The sequence below is a fragment of the Pseudomonas fortuita genome, from assembly GCF_026898135.2.
Lineage (GTDB): Bacteria > Pseudomonadota > Gammaproteobacteria > Pseudomonadales > Pseudomonadaceae > Aquipseudomonas > Aquipseudomonas fortuita.
Genome location: NZ_CP114035.2, coordinates 1,366,817 through 1,381,276, shown reverse-complemented (window position 1 = coordinate 1,381,276; position 14,460 = coordinate 1,366,817). Strand labels below are relative to the sequence as shown.

The 14,460-nt window shown below is 62.7% G+C and carries 16 protein-coding genes; 8 read left to right on the top strand and 8 right to left on the bottom strand.

What is annotated here, in order from left to right; all coding sequences use genetic code 11:
* Positions 1–31 precede the first annotated feature (31 nt).
* Complete coding sequence (gene csrA, locus OZ911_RS06320; RefSeq protein WP_016485336.1) at positions 32–220, bottom strand: carbon storage regulator CsrA; 189 nt, start codon at positions 218–220, stop codon at positions 32–34.
* 120 nt (positions 221–340) lie between these two features.
* Positions 341–1,150 carry an SDR family oxidoreductase gene (locus OZ911_RS06315; RefSeq protein ID WP_060518708.1) on the bottom strand — a complete coding sequence of 270 codons (810 nt, stop codon included), beginning with the start codon at positions 1,148–1,150 and terminating at the stop codon, positions 341–343.
* A 239-nt stretch (positions 1,151–1,389) separates the two neighbouring features.
* Here OZ911_RS06315 and OZ911_RS06310 point away from each other — a divergent pair, with 239 nt between their 5' ends.
* The gene (locus OZ911_RS06310) at positions 1,390–1,542 is read left to right on the top strand and encodes a DUF3309 family protein (RefSeq protein WP_016485334.1); all 153 of its coding nucleotides are present in this window, start codon (positions 1,390–1,392) and stop codon (positions 1,540–1,542) included.
* Positions 1,543–1,655: 113 nt separating this feature from the next.
* Here the strand turns inward: OZ911_RS06310 and OZ911_RS06305 are convergent, their stop codons facing one another.
* The 3 genes from OZ911_RS06305 to OZ911_RS06295 all read right to left on the bottom strand — a co-directional run bounded on the left by OZ911_RS06305 (position 1,656) and on the right by OZ911_RS06295 (position 4,727).
* On the bottom strand, positions 1,656–3,320 hold the full coding sequence (locus OZ911_RS06305) for a cation acetate symporter (protein WP_016485333.1): 1,665 nt from the start codon (positions 3,318–3,320) through the stop codon (positions 1,656–1,658).
* Positions 3,317–3,628, bottom strand: coding sequence for a DUF485 domain-containing protein (locus tag OZ911_RS06300; RefSeq protein ID WP_016485332.1), 312 nt, complete (start codon positions 3,626–3,628; stop codon positions 3,317–3,319). The genes OZ911_RS06305 and OZ911_RS06300 overlap by 4 nt, the downstream gene beginning before the upstream one ends.
* A gap of 238 nt (positions 3,629–3,866) precedes the next feature.
* Positions 3,867–4,727 carry a glycine betaine ABC transporter substrate-binding protein gene (locus tag OZ911_RS06295; RefSeq protein WP_016485331.1) on the bottom strand — a complete coding sequence of 287 codons (861 nt, stop codon included), beginning with the start codon at positions 4,725–4,727 and terminating at the stop codon, positions 3,867–3,869.
* Positions 4,728–4,924: 197 nt separating this feature from the next.
* On the opposite strand from OZ911_RS06295, the gene OZ911_RS06290 reads away from it, so the two are divergent.
* Positions 4,925–6,490, top strand: coding sequence for a glycoside hydrolase family 17 protein (locus tag OZ911_RS06290; protein ID WP_070086498.1), 1,566 nt, complete (start codon positions 4,925–4,927; stop codon positions 6,488–6,490).
* 26 nt (positions 6,491–6,516) lie between these two features.
* Here OZ911_RS06290 and OZ911_RS06285 read toward each other — a convergent pair whose 3' ends face one another.
* On the bottom strand, positions 6,517–6,885 hold the full coding sequence (locus tag OZ911_RS06285; RefSeq protein ID WP_016485329.1) for a hypothetical protein: 369 nt from the start codon (positions 6,883–6,885) through the stop codon (positions 6,517–6,519).
* Between the two features lie 190 nt (positions 6,886–7,075).
* On the opposite strand from OZ911_RS06285, the gene mlaY reads away from it, so the two are divergent.
* Positions 7,076–8,374, top strand: a complete 1,299-nt coding sequence (gene mlaY, locus OZ911_RS06280; protein ID WP_016485328.1) for a lipid asymmetry maintenance lipase MlaY — start codon at positions 7,076–7,078, stop codon at positions 8,372–8,374.
* 73 nt (positions 8,375–8,447) lie between these two features.
* Positions 8,448–9,194 carry an MlaA family lipoprotein gene (locus tag OZ911_RS06275; protein WP_070086500.1) on the top strand — a complete coding sequence of 249 codons (747 nt, stop codon included), beginning with the start codon at positions 8,448–8,450 and terminating at the stop codon, positions 9,192–9,194.
* Positions 9,195–9,308: 114 nt separating this feature from the next.
* On the opposite strand, the gene OZ911_RS06270 is transcribed toward OZ911_RS06275, so the two are convergent.
* Together OZ911_RS06270 and OZ911_RS06265 are read right to left on the bottom strand one after the other, a co-directional pair.
* Complete coding sequence (locus tag OZ911_RS06270) at positions 9,309–10,457, bottom strand: patatin-like phospholipase family protein (RefSeq protein ID WP_016485326.1); 1,149 nt, start codon at positions 10,455–10,457, stop codon at positions 9,309–9,311.
* Between the two features lie 146 nt (positions 10,458–10,603).
* Entirely contained in the window at positions 10,604–11,539 is a 936-nt protein-coding gene (locus OZ911_RS06265; protein WP_016485325.1) for a lipid A biosynthesis lauroyl acyltransferase, read from the bottom strand.
* A 111-nt stretch (positions 11,540–11,650) separates the two neighbouring features.
* Here OZ911_RS06265 and minC point away from each other — a divergent pair, with 111 nt between their 5' ends.
* The 4 genes from minC to OZ911_RS06245 all read left to right on the top strand — a co-directional run bounded on the left by minC (position 11,651) and on the right by OZ911_RS06245 (position 14,371).
* Complete coding sequence (gene minC / locus OZ911_RS06260; RefSeq protein ID WP_060518719.1) at positions 11,651–12,412, top strand: septum site-determining protein MinC; 762 nt, start codon at positions 11,651–11,653, stop codon at positions 12,410–12,412.
* A gap of 101 nt (positions 12,413–12,513) precedes the next feature.
* Positions 12,514–13,326 (top strand): septum site-determining protein MinD, encoded by an 813-nt coding sequence (gene minD / locus OZ911_RS06255; protein WP_016485323.1) that lies wholly within the window; start codon positions 12,514–12,516, stop codon positions 13,324–13,326.
* A 3-nt stretch (positions 13,327–13,329) separates the two neighbouring features.
* Complete coding sequence (gene minE, locus OZ911_RS06250) at positions 13,330–13,584, top strand: cell division topological specificity factor MinE (protein WP_003252572.1); 255 nt, start codon at positions 13,330–13,332, stop codon at positions 13,582–13,584.
* Positions 13,585–13,735: 151 nt separating this feature from the next.
* Positions 13,736–14,371, top strand: a complete 636-nt coding sequence (locus OZ911_RS06245; protein WP_011532730.1) for an RluA family pseudouridine synthase — start codon at positions 13,736–13,738, stop codon at positions 14,369–14,371.
* Positions 14,372–14,460 lie beyond the last annotated feature (89 nt).

Here is a 14,460-nt window from a genome sequence, read left to right as displayed (position 1 = left end):
CAAGCCCGCGATGAGGTCAGCACTGGCAACCTCAAGCCCTGCGGGCCTTACGCTGACCTGCCTCCTTGATGCGCCTGTAGACCTCGGCACGATGCACTGACACCGCCTTCGGGGCGTCGATCCCGAAGCGCACCACCCCGTCACGCGTTTCTACCACCATGATCCGGATGTCATCGCCAATCACGATGACCTCCCCCACTTCGCGTCCTATTACCAGCATGTACCGCTCCTCCAGCGAAAGGGAAAAACGGAGCGTGCATCGCGGGCATTCACCTACTCAATAGCTCCACAGCAAATCAGAAGCACCCTACATTCGCGGGTAATTTCCCCTACAGACCATTCACTTCGAATGCCCTCTGGCGCGCATTTTTACCGCCATTTCCGCCATTTCTTCATACAGCCGCTCAGGCGCCTGCCGCTTCAACGCCCAAGCTTCGCGCCCGGCTTCGTGGGGCAGGATCAGGAACTCGCCAGCGGCCACCTGCTGATGCATGTAGTCAGCTATGTCCGACGCACTGATCGGCGAGCCTTCCAGCAGCTTGCCCACTTGCGCTTTCATTGCCGGGTTGGGCCCGCGGAACGAGTCCAGCAGGTTGGTCTGAAAGAACGACGGGCACACCACGTGCACCGCCACCTCCAGTTGGCGCAACTCCACCAGCAGGCTCTCTGACAAAGCCAGCACACCGGCCTTGGCCACGTTGTAGTTGCTCATGCCCGGGCCCTGCATCAACGCGGCCATCGAGGCGATATTGATGATGCGCCCCTTGCTGCGCTCCAGCAGCGGCAGGAAGGCCTTGCAGCCTTTGACCACCCCCATCAGGTTGACCGCAATCTGCCAGTCCCAGTCTTCCAGCGACAGTTCAGCGAAGAAGCCGCCCGAAGCGACACCTGCGTTGTTGACGATCACATCGATGCCGCCGAGCTGCTCGGTGCAGGCCTGGGCCATGGCCGTCAGCTGGCTGTAATCGCGGACGTCGCAGCGCTGGAAGAAGCCGTCGCCGCCGGCAGCGCGGACCAGCTCCAGGGTTTCGCGCAGGCCGGCTTCGTTGACATCGGCCAGCGCCACGCGCCAGCCCTCACGCGCCCAGCGCAGGGCGATCTCGCGACCGAGGCCGGACCCGGCGCCAGTGATCATGATGCGGTTTTGCATGGTGGCTGGCCTTGTTCTGGTGAGGGTGCAACGAGTCTAAACAAGGCCGAGTGGGCAGGCAGGGTTCATCAGGCTAGTGAATGGGCGGGCATGACTGTGTGGTCAGTACCGGCCCGGCGCGGCGAAGAATCCCATACCGGCAATACTCAAATGGAATCTTTGCCAAGCGGCAACAGTCCGACTTTACAAGAGGCCAGCAATCCGAGGCCCTTTACCCTCAACTACGCAAGGACTCCGTCATGACCACGATTCTCATCATCATCCTGATCCTGTTGCTGATTGGTGGCTTACCGGTCTTCCCGCACTCGCGCAGCTGGGGCTATGGCCCGTCTGGCATCGTTGGCGCCGTGCTGGTGATTCTGCTGGTGCTGTTGTTATTGGGCATGATATGAGCCTGTCCGCCTGAACTTGGGGGCTACTGGGCCTTTGTTATCAGCAGCCCCCCTGAAATGCAGAACGCCCCGGCAAGCGGGGCGTTCTGCATTTCAGGGGGGCTGCTACAGCATCAGTGGGAAACCGCCCCGCTGGCACCCAGGCCAGTCTGCGAACGCACGAACTGCGGGTAGAACAGCGCACGCTCGTCGTCAGCCGCCTTGGACTTGTCGGTGACCGAGAAGAACCAGATGCTGACGAAGGCAATGGCCATCGAGAACAGCGCCGGGTACTCGTACGGGTAGATCGGTTTTTCGTGGCCGAGGATCTGCACCCAGATGGTCGGGCCGAGGATCATCAGCGTCACCGCACTCACCAGGCCCAGCCAGCCGCCGATCATGGCGCCGCGGGTGGTCAGCTTCTTCCAGTACATCGAAAGCAGCAGTACCGGGAAGTTGCAGCTGGCGGCAATGGAGAACGCCAGGCCAACCATGAAGGCGATGTTCTGTTTCTCGAACAGGATGCCCAAGCCGATCGCCAGCACGCCCAGGGCGATGGTGGTGATCTTCGACACGCGGATTTCGTCCTTGTCGTTGGCCTTGCCCTTGCGCCATACGCTGGCGTACAGGTCGTGGGACACCGCCGAGGCACCGGCCAGGGTCAGGCCGGCAACCACTGCCAGGATGGTGGCAAAGGCCACTGCCGAAATGAAGCCGAGGAAGATGCTGCCACCCACGGCATCGGCCAGGTGCACCGCGGCCATGTTGTTGCCGCCCAACAGGGCGCCGGCGGCGTCCTTGAAGTCCGGGTTGGTGCTGACCAGCAGGATCGCGCCAAAGCCGATGATGAAGGTGAGGATGTAGAAGTAACCGATGAAGCCGGTAGCGTAAAGCACGCTCTTGCGGGCTTCCTTGGCATCACTGACGGTAAAGAAGCGCATCAGGATGTGCGGCAGGCCGGCGGTACCGAACATCAGCGCCAGGCCCAGCGAGAAGGCCGAGATCGGGTCCTTGACCAGGCCACCCGGGCTCATGATCGCCTCACCCTTGCTGTGCACCTTGATCGCTTCCGAGAAGAGGGTGTTGAAGTCGAAGCCTACGTGCTTCATCACCATCAGCGCCATGAAGCTGGCACCGGACAGCAGCAGCACGGCCTTGATGATTTGTACCCAGGTGGTGGCCAGCATGCCGCCGAACAGCACATACAGGCACATCAGGATCCCCACCAGGATCACCGCGACGTGGTAGTCCAGGCCGAACAACAGTTCGATCAGCTTGCCGGCACCGACCATCTGCGCGATCAGGTAGAACGCCACCACCACCAGCGAACCGGAGGCCGACAGGGTACGGATTTCCTTCTGCCCAAGGCGGTACGAGGCCACGTCGGCAAAGGTGTACTTGCCGAGGTTACGCAGGCGCTCGGCAATCAGGAAGAGAATGATGGGCCAGCCGACCAAAAAGCCGATCGAGTAGATCAGGCCATCGTAGCCAGAGGTGAACACCAGGGCGGAAATACCCAGGAAGGAGGCAGCCGACATGTAGTCGCCGGCAATCGCCAGGCCGTTCTGGAAGCCGGTGATCTTGCCACCGGCAGCATAGTAGTCCGCCGCCGACTTGTTGCGTTTGGAGGCCCAGTAGGTAATACCGAGGGTGAAGGCGACGAAGGCCACGAACATGGCAATCGCGGCAACGTTCAGCGGCTGTTTCTGCACCTCGCCGGTCAGGGCATCGGCTGCCCACACGGCGGGTGCAAAGGCTCCGCAGGCCAGTACGGCCAGGGCTTTGGCGTGACGAATCATTGTTGCGCCTCCTTGAGGATGGCCTTGTTCAGCTCATCGAATTCGCCGTTGGCGCGGCGTACGTAGATGGCGGTCAGGACAAATGCCGAAACGATCAGGCCGACGCCCAGGGGAATGCCCCAGGTGATCGACGACTCAGGGCTGAGCTTGGCGCCCAGCAGATGAGGACCGTAGGCGATCAGGAGGATGAAACCGCAGTACAGGCCGAGCATGATCGCCGAGAGAACCCAGGCGAACCGTTCGCGTTTGGTGACCAGCTCCTTGAAACGGGGGCTGTTTTGTATCGAGAGGTAAATGCTGTCGTTCATTGTTTTTGTCCTAGCAGCACAGGTAGGGGTGAAACCCACGCCCTTACTTTATGCGGCTGTTGGACGGCAACCAGACGACCTTAGTCTTAGATGCAACGGTGTTTTACCGGTTGCGTAACAAAGAAAAGATGGGGGCAGGGCTGGAATGGGACCGGCTTCGGTTTAGCGGTCGGGCATAAAACGAGCGCCGCGCAGGCGGCGCTCGATCTAACTGGCGCTAAAAAAGCAACGGCAAACGCTACTTACCCGTCCACTCCTTCACGCGATCAGGGTGCTTGGCCACCCAATCCTTGGCCGCCGCTTCAGGCTTGGCCCCTTCCTGAATCGCCAGCATCACCTCGCCAATCTCGTCCTTGGACTTCCAACTGAACTTCTTCAGGAACTCCGCCACTTCTGGTGCCTTGGTAGCCAGTTCCTTGCTGCCGATGCTGTTCACGGTTTCTGCCGCGCCATACACGCCTTTCGGGTCTTCGAGGAACTTGAGTTTCCACTTGGCGAACATCCAGTGCGGGACCCAGCCGGTCACTGCAATCGACTGCTGCTTGGCATAGGCACGGCCCAGTTCCGCAGTCATCGCCGCGCCCGAGCTGGCCTGCAGCTTGTAACCCGTCAGGTCGTAGTCCTTGATCGCCTGGTCGGTCTTGAGCATCACGCCGGAGCCCGCGTCGATGCCAACAATCTTCTGCTTGAAGCTACTATCGGTCTTGAGGTCGGCGATGCTCGCCGCCTTGACGTACTCGGGGACGATCAGGCCGATCTTGGCGTCCTTGAAGTTGGCGCCATAGTCGACCACGTTGTCCTTGTTCTTGGCCCAGTACTCACCATGCGTCACCGGCAACCAGGCGGACAACATGGCATCGAGCTTGCCGGTTGCCACACCCTGCCACATGATCCCTGTGGCCACAGCCTGCAACTTAACGTCGTAGCCGAGCTTTTGCTTGATCACTTCGGCGGCCACGTTGGTGGTCGCCACGCTGTCGGCCCAACCATCCACGTAACCAATGCTTACTTCTTTAGCCATTGCCTGTGCAGCGCCCATGGCCATTACCAGGGCGGTGCCCACACCCAGGAACCGTCGCATTTTTTTCAAAGTCGCCATCAAAGCATCCCCTCGTCAGGTCTTGGAGATTGCATCATCTGCCTGCAATACAGGTCGACCTGATCCAGCAGCGACCTGCACCCGCCCCATATGCGACAGCACTGTGCCATTAGCGTCATTGGCCTACACCCGCCTGCGCGATCCTTGCATGCCAAAGCTTTGGCGCCGGGCTACTATCTACCCTTTTGCGCCTGACGATGGACCGCCCGATGCCCAGTTCTGCCCGCCTGTTGCTGCCGCTTTACCTGCTTGCCTGCCTGCTGGCCCTGGCCGGGCTCGCCGGGCTCTGGTACGGGCTTGGCAAGCCGGTGCACCTGCCCGATGCGGCCAGCCCGACGCACAAGTTGCAATGCGCGTCGTACACGCCGTTCGACAAGGACCAGTCGCCGTATGACCAGCCGTTTCGCCTGCGCCCGGCACGGATGGACGCCGACCTTGCCTTGCTGGCTGAGCGTTTCCAGTGCATCCGCACCTATTCCATGACCGGCCTTGAGGCCATCCCGGCGCTGGCCCGCAAGCATGGGCTGAAAGTGATGCTGGGCGCCTGGGTGAACGCTCACCCGGCCGACACCGACCGGGAAATCGACTTGCTGATCGCCGCCGCCAACGCCAACCCCGATGTGGTCAGCGCGGTAATCGTGGGCAACGAGACATTGCTGCGCAAAGAAGTTACCGGCGCGCACCTGGCCAAGCTGATCGCCCGGGTGAAAAGCCAGGTCAAGGTGCCCGTGACCTACGCGGATGTGTGGGAGTTCTGGCTGCAGCACCCGCAGGTGGCGCCGGCGGTGGATTTTTTGACCATACACCTGCTGCCCTACTGGGAAGACGACCCGCGCGGCATTGACGATGCACTGGCCCACGTCGCCGATGTGCGGCGGGTATTCGGCACGCGCTTTGCGCCCAAGGACATCCTGATTGGCGAAACCGGCTGGCCCAGCGAAGGCCGCCAGCGCGAGACCGCCGTACCCAGCCGCGTCAACGAGGCGCGCTTCATCCGCGGTTTTGTAACCTTGGCCGAAAGCAACGGCTGGCACTACAACCTGATCGAAGCGTTCGACCAGCCATGGAAGCGTGCCAATGAAGGGGCGGTAGGCGGTTACTGGGGGCTTTACGATGCCGACCGGCAGGACAAGGGCATACTGGAGGGGCCGGTCAGCAACCTGCAGGACTGGCCGCAGTGGTTGCTGGCCAGTGCACTGTTGATGGCGGGCATGTTGTTGCTTGCCGGGCGCCCCGCCAGCCCGCAGGCTGCCTTGTTGCTGCCATTGCTGGCGGCGTTTGGCGCGGGTTGCCTGGGGCTGTGGGGCGAGCTGATGCGCACCCATGCACGCTTTGCCGGGGAGTGGCTGTGGGCCGTTGCACTGGCCGGGCTGAACGTGCTGGTGCTGGCCCATGCGCTGCTGGCGTTGGCGCAGCGTGCCGGTTGGCGCGTGCGCTTGTTCGCCTGGCTGCAGGCGCGGGCCGGCTGGCTGTTGCTGGCGGCGGGCTTTGCCGCGGCGGTGAGCATGCTGGCAATGGTGTTCGACCCGCGCTACCGCAGCTTCCCCAGCGCCGCGCTGGCGTTGCCGGCGCTGGTGTATGTGCTGTGGCCGGTGCCCGCGCGGCGGGCGGAGGTGGCGTTGCTCGCGTTCATTGTCGGGGCCGGGGTGGCGCCGCAGTTGTTCGTGGAAGGGCTGGAAAACCAGCAGGCCTGGGGTTGGGCGGTGGTGAGTGTGCTGATGACAGCCGCATTGTGGCGCAGCTTGCGGGTGCGCCAGGCTTGATGCCCGGGGGCCGCTTCGCGCCCCTGTCAGCCTTGCTGCGGTCTCCTGACCAGGCGCAACCCCGCCAACACCAGCGCAAACACGGCAATGCTGGCGGTATACAGCACCAGCGCCGGCACCGCGAATACCAATGCCAACACCGCCAGCCACCAGCCGGCCCGCGCAGGCACGAACTGCGACAGCAGCGCCAGGCCCAGCCCGCCCCAGGCCAGCACCTGGTGGTGAATGCCTAGCCCCAGCAGCGAGCGCACCTCGCACTGCCAGTACGCCGCAGGCAATGTGCACAGCCCTACCCACTGGCCATCCTCCATCAGCCCATAACGCACGCCATAACTGGCAGCGAGCCACAGCCCCAGAAACAGCAAGAGCAGCGCAGCCGGCACTGAACGAGACATCCTGTTCTCCAATAGCGGTAATCGAAAGCATCCATGATCGCTTATGCCCGGTTGTAAGGCAAAATCACAACCCTGCAGCTATGTTGCAAATAACAAGCACACCAAAGGCCACCGCAACTGGCAACTTTGCCCGGTTGGCTGTGGTCCTAGCCTGCACACTGCTCGACCTTGCGTTCTTTTGGGGGATTACATGCATCGATCTTTGCGCCTCGCTGCCCTGCTGGGTAGCCTGCTCATGGCGGTGGCCGCTTCAGCGCGGGATATCGACGCTGCCAGCTACGGCTACCCCTTGACCAACCCGTTCGAGGCGACCATCGCCACCACGCCGCCGGATCAGCGGCCTACCCTGCCCAGCGACGAGGACATTACCCAGTCGGACTACAGCCTCAACCTGCGCCCCGAGCGTGAATTCACGTTGCCCGACAATTTCTGGGCCGTGAAAAAGCTCAAATACCGCCTGGCCCGCCAAGACCGCGAAGCGCCGCTTATCTTCATTATTGCCGGCACCGGCGCACCGTACACCAGCAGCATCAACGAATACCTGAAAAAGCTGTTCTACCAGGCCGGCTTCCACGTGGTGCAACTGTCGTCGCCCACCAGCTACGACTTCATGAGCGCCGCGTCACGCTTTGCCACCCCCGGCGTCAGCCGGGAAGACGCCGAGGACATGTACCGGGTAATGCAGGCCGTGCGCGCCCAGCATCCACGCCTGCCGGTCAGCGATTTCTACCTCACCGGCTACAGCCTGGGTGCGCTCGACGCCGCGTTCGTCAGCCACCTGGACGAAACCCGCCGCAGTTTCAACTTCAAGCGCGTGCTGCTGCTGAACCCGCCGGTCAACCTGTACACCTCGATCAACAACCTGGACAAACTGGTGCAGACCCAGGTCAAAGGCATCGATCGCAGTACCACCTTCTATGAGCTGATGCTGACCAAACTGACGCGCTACTTCCAGGACAAAGGCTACATCGACCTGAACGACGCCCTGCTTTATGACTTCCAGCAGTCGAAACAGCACCTGTCCAACGAACAGATGGCCATGCTGATCGGCACTTCGTTCCGGTTCTCGGCAGCGGACATCGCCTTCACTTCCGACCTGATCAACCGCCGCGGCCTGATCATTCCGCCGAAGTTCCCGATCACCGAAGGCAGCAGCCTCACGCCGTTTTTCAAGCGTGCCCTGCAATGCGACTTTGACTGCTACATGACCGAACAGGTAATCCCCATGTGGCGCGCCCGCACCGATGGCAACAGCATCTTGCAACTGGTCAACCAGACCAGCCTGTATGCCCTGGAAGACTACCTGCGTGACAGTGACAAGATCGCCGTGATGCACAACGCCGACGATGTCATTCTCGGCCCGGGCGACATCGGTTTCCTGCGCAAGGTGTTCGGTGACCGGCTGACCCTCTACCCCCATGGCGGCCATTGCGGCAACCTCAACTATCGCGTCAACAGTGACGCCATGCTGGAGTTCTTCCGTGGTTAACAAACTCCTCTTCGCCACTGCCTTGCTTGCCGCTGGCCACACCCTGGCCGCCGAGACCGCGCCCCGGGCCAGCGTGGTCGAGGCCGACCCGCAGGTGATCGGTACCGCTCCACTGGTGCCCGAAGCCGATGGTTTCATCGACCCGCTGCGCGAGCTGAAATTCAACCCGGGGCTGGACCAGCGCGAGTTCGAGCGTTCAACCCTGGAAGCACTGAACGTGTACGACCCGCTGGAGTCGATCAACCGGCGCGTGTATCACTTCAACTACCGGCTAGACCAGTGGGTGCTGCTGCCACTGGTGAATGGGTACCAGTACGTCACGCCACGCTTCGTGCGCACGGGGGTGAGCAACTTCTTTAACAACCTCGGCGACGTGCCAAACCTGCTCAATAGCGTGTTGCAGCTCAAGCCCAAGCGCTCGGCCGAGATCACGGCACGGCTGATGTTCAACACCCTCATCGGCGTGGGTGGGCTATGGGACCCGGCGACCAGCATGGGCCTGCCGCGCCAGAGCGAGGACTTTGGCCAGACCCTGGGCTTCTATGGCGTACCGGAGGGGCCGTACCTGATGCTGCCGCTGCTGGGGCCATCGAACCTGCGCGATACCACCGGGCTGGTGGTGGACTATGCCGGCGAGCAGGCGATCAATTACCTGAACGTGGCCGAAGCCAGCACCGACCACCCGGAAATCTTCGCGCTGCGCGTGGTGGACAAGCGCTACTCCACCAACTTCCGCTATGGCCAGCTGAACTCGCCTTTCGAATACGAGAAAGTGCGGTATGTGTACACCCAGGCGCGCAAGTTGCAGATAGCGGAGTAAACCTGCTGCGGCCCGATCGCCGGCAAGCCAGCGCCCACAGCTGCGCACAATGCCCAAGGCTGTGGTAATCCTGTGGGCGCTGGCTTGCCGGCGATGAGGCCGGTACAGGCAACATTAAATTCCGAGGAACTGACACAGCTCCCGCTTCTTGGCCAGGGCATCCTTGCGCCCCAGTTCGATCAGCTCACTGCAATAGCTGGCCTCGAACAGCAGATAGCTCAACACCCCCGCCCCGCTGGTGCGGGTCGCCCCTGGCCCACGCAGGAACAGGCGCAACGCCGCCGGGAGCTCACGCCGGTGCCGGGCGGCGATCTCATCCAACGGCTGGCTGGGGGCTACCACCAGCACCTCGACTGGGGCCAGCCCCAGGCGCCGGGCATCCAGATGCGCCGGCAGCAGCCGGCTCAGGTGGTTCAGCCGCTGCAGCAGCTCGATATCGTCTTCCAGGCTGTCGATGAACGTGCTGTTAAGCAAGTGCCCACCAATCTGCGCCAGGCTGGGCTGCTGCCCGCTGAACACGCGCTGAGTGGGCAAGGGCGGCGCTGGCCGCTGCGGGTTGCCGCTGACCCCGACCACCAGCACCCGGCTGGCACCCAGGTGCAGGGCTGGGCTGATCGGCGCTGACTGGCGCACCGCGCCATCACCGTAGAATTCGTCGCCCAGCTGCACCGGGGCAAACAGCAGTGGAATGGCCGCGCTGGCCAGCAGGTGGTCGATGGTCAATGGCGTGGGCACACCGATGCGGCGGTGGCGCAGCCAGGCTTCGATGGTGCCGCGCCCTTGGTAGAAGGTGACCGCTTGGCCAGACTCGTAGCCAAAGGCGGTGACGGCCACCGCGTGCAACTGCTCGGCGGCCAGGGAATGGCCGATGCCATCCAGGTTCAGGTGTGCCTCCAGCAGGCTGCGCAACGGGCTGCTGTCCAGCAGCGCTACTGGCGCCTGGCCGCCCAGCCCCAGCAGGCTGTGGCCGACAAAACGGCTGGCCTGACGGACTACACCGGGCCAGTCGCTGCGGATGACCAGATGGCTGCGAAAGTTCTGCCAGAAGGCGGTTAGCCGCTGCACGGCGTCGTTGAAGTGGGTGGCGCCGCTGGCCAGGGTGACGGCATTGATGGCACCGGCAGAGGTGCCGACGATGACCGGGAACGGATTATGTGCGCCGGCGGGCAGCAGCTCGGCGATGCCGGCCAATACGCCGACCTGATAGGCGGCGCGGGCGCCGCCGCCAGAAAGGATAAGACCGGTTACCGGGGGTGGGGCCATGGCTTCCTTCCTGGATTCACTTTGTCAGTACCGGCCTCTTCGCGGGGCAAGCCCACTTCCACAGGTATCCCTGCTCCCTCAGGCCGTGTAGAAAACCCGTGGGAGCGGGCTTGCCCCGCGAGGGGCCGGCACTCACAGCAAAAATTTCAGCGCTTTTTCTTGTCATACAGCCGCGGCGCACCCTCGGGCCGCGACTTGAACCGGCGGTGCGCCCACAGGTACTGCTCGGGGCACTCGCGCAACACACGCTCGACCCACTGGTTGATGCGCAGGCAGTCGGCCTCTTCGCTTTCGCCGGGAAAGTCCGCCAACGGCGGGTGGATGACCAGACGATAGCCGCTGCCATCCTCCAGGCGCTTCTGGGTGAACGGAATCACCTGTGCCTTGCCCAATCGGGCGAACTTGGTGGTGGCGGTTACCGTCGCCGCCGGGATGCCGAACAGCGGCACGAAAATGCTCTGCTTGGCCCCGTAGTCCTGGTCCGGTGCGTACCAGATCGCCCGGCCCGAACGCAGCAGCTTGAGCATGCCGCGCACGTCCTCGCGCTCCACCGCCAGCGAATCGAGGTTATGCCGCTCGCGGCCGCTGCGCTGGATGAAGTCGAACAGCGCATTGCCGTGCTCACGATACATGCCGTCGATGGTGTGCTGCTGGCCCAGCAGCGCGGCGCCGATTTCCAGGGTGGTAAAGTGCACGGCCATGAGGATGGCGCCCTGCCCCGCCTGCTGGGCGGCCTGCAAGTGCTCCAGCCCCTCGATATGGGCCAGGCGCGCCAGCCTGGCCTTGGGCCACCACCAGCTCATGGCCATTTCGAAGAAGGCGATACCGGTAGAAGCGAAGTTGGCCTTGAGCAAACGGCGCCGTTCGTCGACCGACAGCTCCGGGAAGCACAGCTCTAGGTTGCGGGCGGCAATGCGCCGACGCTCGCCGGCAAAGCAATACATCACGGCCCCCAACGCGGCACCGGCTTTCAACAGGACCCGGTACGGCAACTGGACCACCAGCCACAGCAGGCCCAGGCCCAGCCACAGGCCCCAGAACTTTGGGTGAAGGAAATAGGGGCGAAAACGCGGGCGTTCCATTGAAGCTTCCGGAAAGACAAAGGCTGCGCATTCTACAACGGATCAGCGTATGTTGCGGGCAACCGGTGTTCTCGTTATAAATCAGGGCACTTTTTTCGCAACAAGCCGTCTATGCAGACCATGAGCCCAAACCACACACCCGACACCGCCTCCGTGTTCCAGCTCAAGGGCAGCATGCTCGCCATCACAGTGCTGGAACTGGCGCGCAATGACCTTGAGGGCCTCGACCGCCAGCTGGCGGCCAAAGTTGCCCAGGCACCGAATTTCTTCAGCAATACGCCACTGGTGCTGGCGCTGGACAAGCTGCCGGCCGGCGAAGGGGCAATCGACCTGCCAGGCTTGATGCGTATCTGCCGCCACCATGGCCTGCGTACCCTGGCCATCCGCGCCAATCGCATCGAGGACATTGCAGCCGCCATCGCCATCGACCTGCCGGTGCTGCCACCGTCCGGCGCCCGCGAGCGGCCGCTGGAGCCGGAACCCGAGGTTGTCAAAAAACCCGAGCCGGCCCCCGTGCCACCACCCGCCCCCGAGCCCGAGGTGCGCCCGACCCGGATCATTACCGCGCCAGTGCGCGGCGGCCAGCAGATCTACGCGCAAGGTGGCGATCTGATCGTTACCGCCTCGGTCAGCCCGGGCGCGGAACTTCTGGCCGATGGCAACATCCATGTGTACGGCGCCATGCGCGGCCGCGCCCTGGCCGGCATCAAAGGCAACACCAAAGCGCGTATCTTCTGCCAGCAGATGACCGCCGAAATGGTCTCCATCGCAGGCCAGTACAAGGTTTGCGAAGACCTGCGCCGCGACCCTCTGTGGGGCACCGGTGTGCAAGTCAGCCTGTCCGGTGATGTGTTGAACATCACCCGTCTTTAACGGATACTTGCCGTCATTTTCAGAGCAACTTTTTTAACTGTTGCCGTTTTTATGCTTTTTGCCGGGACACGTGTCCCGACTTATTTTAGGGGTGAAACACCTTGGCCAAGATTCTCGTGGTTACTTCCGGCAAGGGGGGTGTGGGCAAGACCACCACCAGCGCCGCCATTGGTACCGGCCTCGCACTGCGTGGCCACAAGACCGTCATCGTCGACTTCGACGTGGGCCTGCGTAACCTCGACCTGATCATGGGCTGCGAGCGCCGCGTGGTGTACGACTTCGTCAACGTGGTCAACGGCGAGGCCAACCTCCAGCAGGCGTTGATCAAGGACAAGCGCCTTGAGAACCTGTTCGTGCTGGCCGCCAGCCAGACCCGTGACAAGGACGCGCTGACCCAGGAAGGCGTGGAAAAGGTGCTGATGGAGCTGAAGGAAACCTTCGACTACGTCATCTGCGACTCGCCGGCCGGTATCGAGAAAGGCGCACACCTGGCCATGTACTTCGCAGACGAAGCCATTGTGGTCACCAACCCCGAAGTGTCCTCGGTACGTGACTCCGATCGCATGCTGGGCATCCTGTCGAGCAAATCGCGTCGCTCCGAAAAAGGCGAAGAGCCCATCAAGGAACACCTGCTGATCACCCGTTACCACCCCGAGCGCGTGGAAAAGGGCGAAATGCTGAGCATCGCCGACGTCGAAGAGATCCTGGCGATCAAGCTCAAGGGCGTGATTCCCGAGTCTCAGGCCGTGCTCAAGGCTTCCAACCAGGGTATCCCGGTCATCCTCGACGACCAGAGCGACGCTGGCCAGGCGTACAGCGATACCGTCGACCGCCTGCTGGGCAAAGAAAAGCCCCTGCGGTTCATCGAAGTGCCGAAGCAAGGATTCTTCGCGCGACTGTTTGGAGGCAAGTAAACCATGAACCTTTTTGACTTCTTTCGTGGCAGACAGAAACAGACCAGCGCGTCGGTAGCGAAAGAGCGTCTACAGATCATCGTGGCGCACGAGCGCGGCCAACGCAGCGAGCCGGACTACCTGCCGGCGCTGCAGAAAGAACTGCTGGAAGTGATCCGCAAGTATGTGAACATCGGCAACGATGACGTGCACATCGAGCTGGAAAACCAAGGCAGCTGCTCGATTCTGGAGCTGAACATCACCCTGCCGGATCGCTGATCTGGCTGAAAGCCGGGGCCGCTCTGCGGCCCATTCGCGGCACAAGGCCGCGCCTACAGGGGAGCGCGATCCCTTGTAGGCGCGGCCTTGTGCCGCGAATGGGCCGCAGAGCGGCCCCGCTTTTTTCTCCCGATTTAACAGAGACCATGCAATGCCGCTGTCCAATATCCAGATCCTGCACGAAGACGCCGCCATCCTGGTGATCAACAAGCCGACCCTGCTGCTGTCGGTGCCCGGCCGCGCCGAGGATAACAAGGACTGCCTGATTACCCGCCTGCAGGAAAACGGCTACCCCGACGCGCTTATCGTGCACCGCCTGGACTGGGAAACCTCCGGCATCATCCTGCTGGCCCGCGATGCCGACAGCCACCGCGAGCTGTCGCGGCAGTTCCACGACCGCGAAACCGAGAAGGCCTACACCGCACTGTGCTGGGGCCAACCGGCACTGGACAGCGGCAGCATCGACCTGCCGCTGCGCTACGACCCGCCAACCAAGCCACGGCATGTGGTGGACCACGAGCAGGGCAAACATGCGCTGACCTTCTGGCGCATCGTCGAGCGCTGCGGTGACTACTGCCGGGTAGAACTGACGCCGATCACCGGGCGCTCGCACCAGTTGCGCGTGCACATGCTGTCGATCGGCCACCCGCTGCTGGGTGACCGGCTGTATGCCAACCCCGAAGCACTGGCGGCCCATGAGCGGCTGTGCCTGCATGCCTCCATGTTGAGCTTTACCCACCCAGTGTCCGGTGAGCGGTTGAAGTTCGAGTGCCCCGCGCCCTTCTGATTTTCGGCTGGCTGTCCCGGCCTCTTCGCGGGCTCGCCCGCTCCCACAGGGATGACCCTGCGTTGGAAATGTGTGCAGTACCGGTGGGA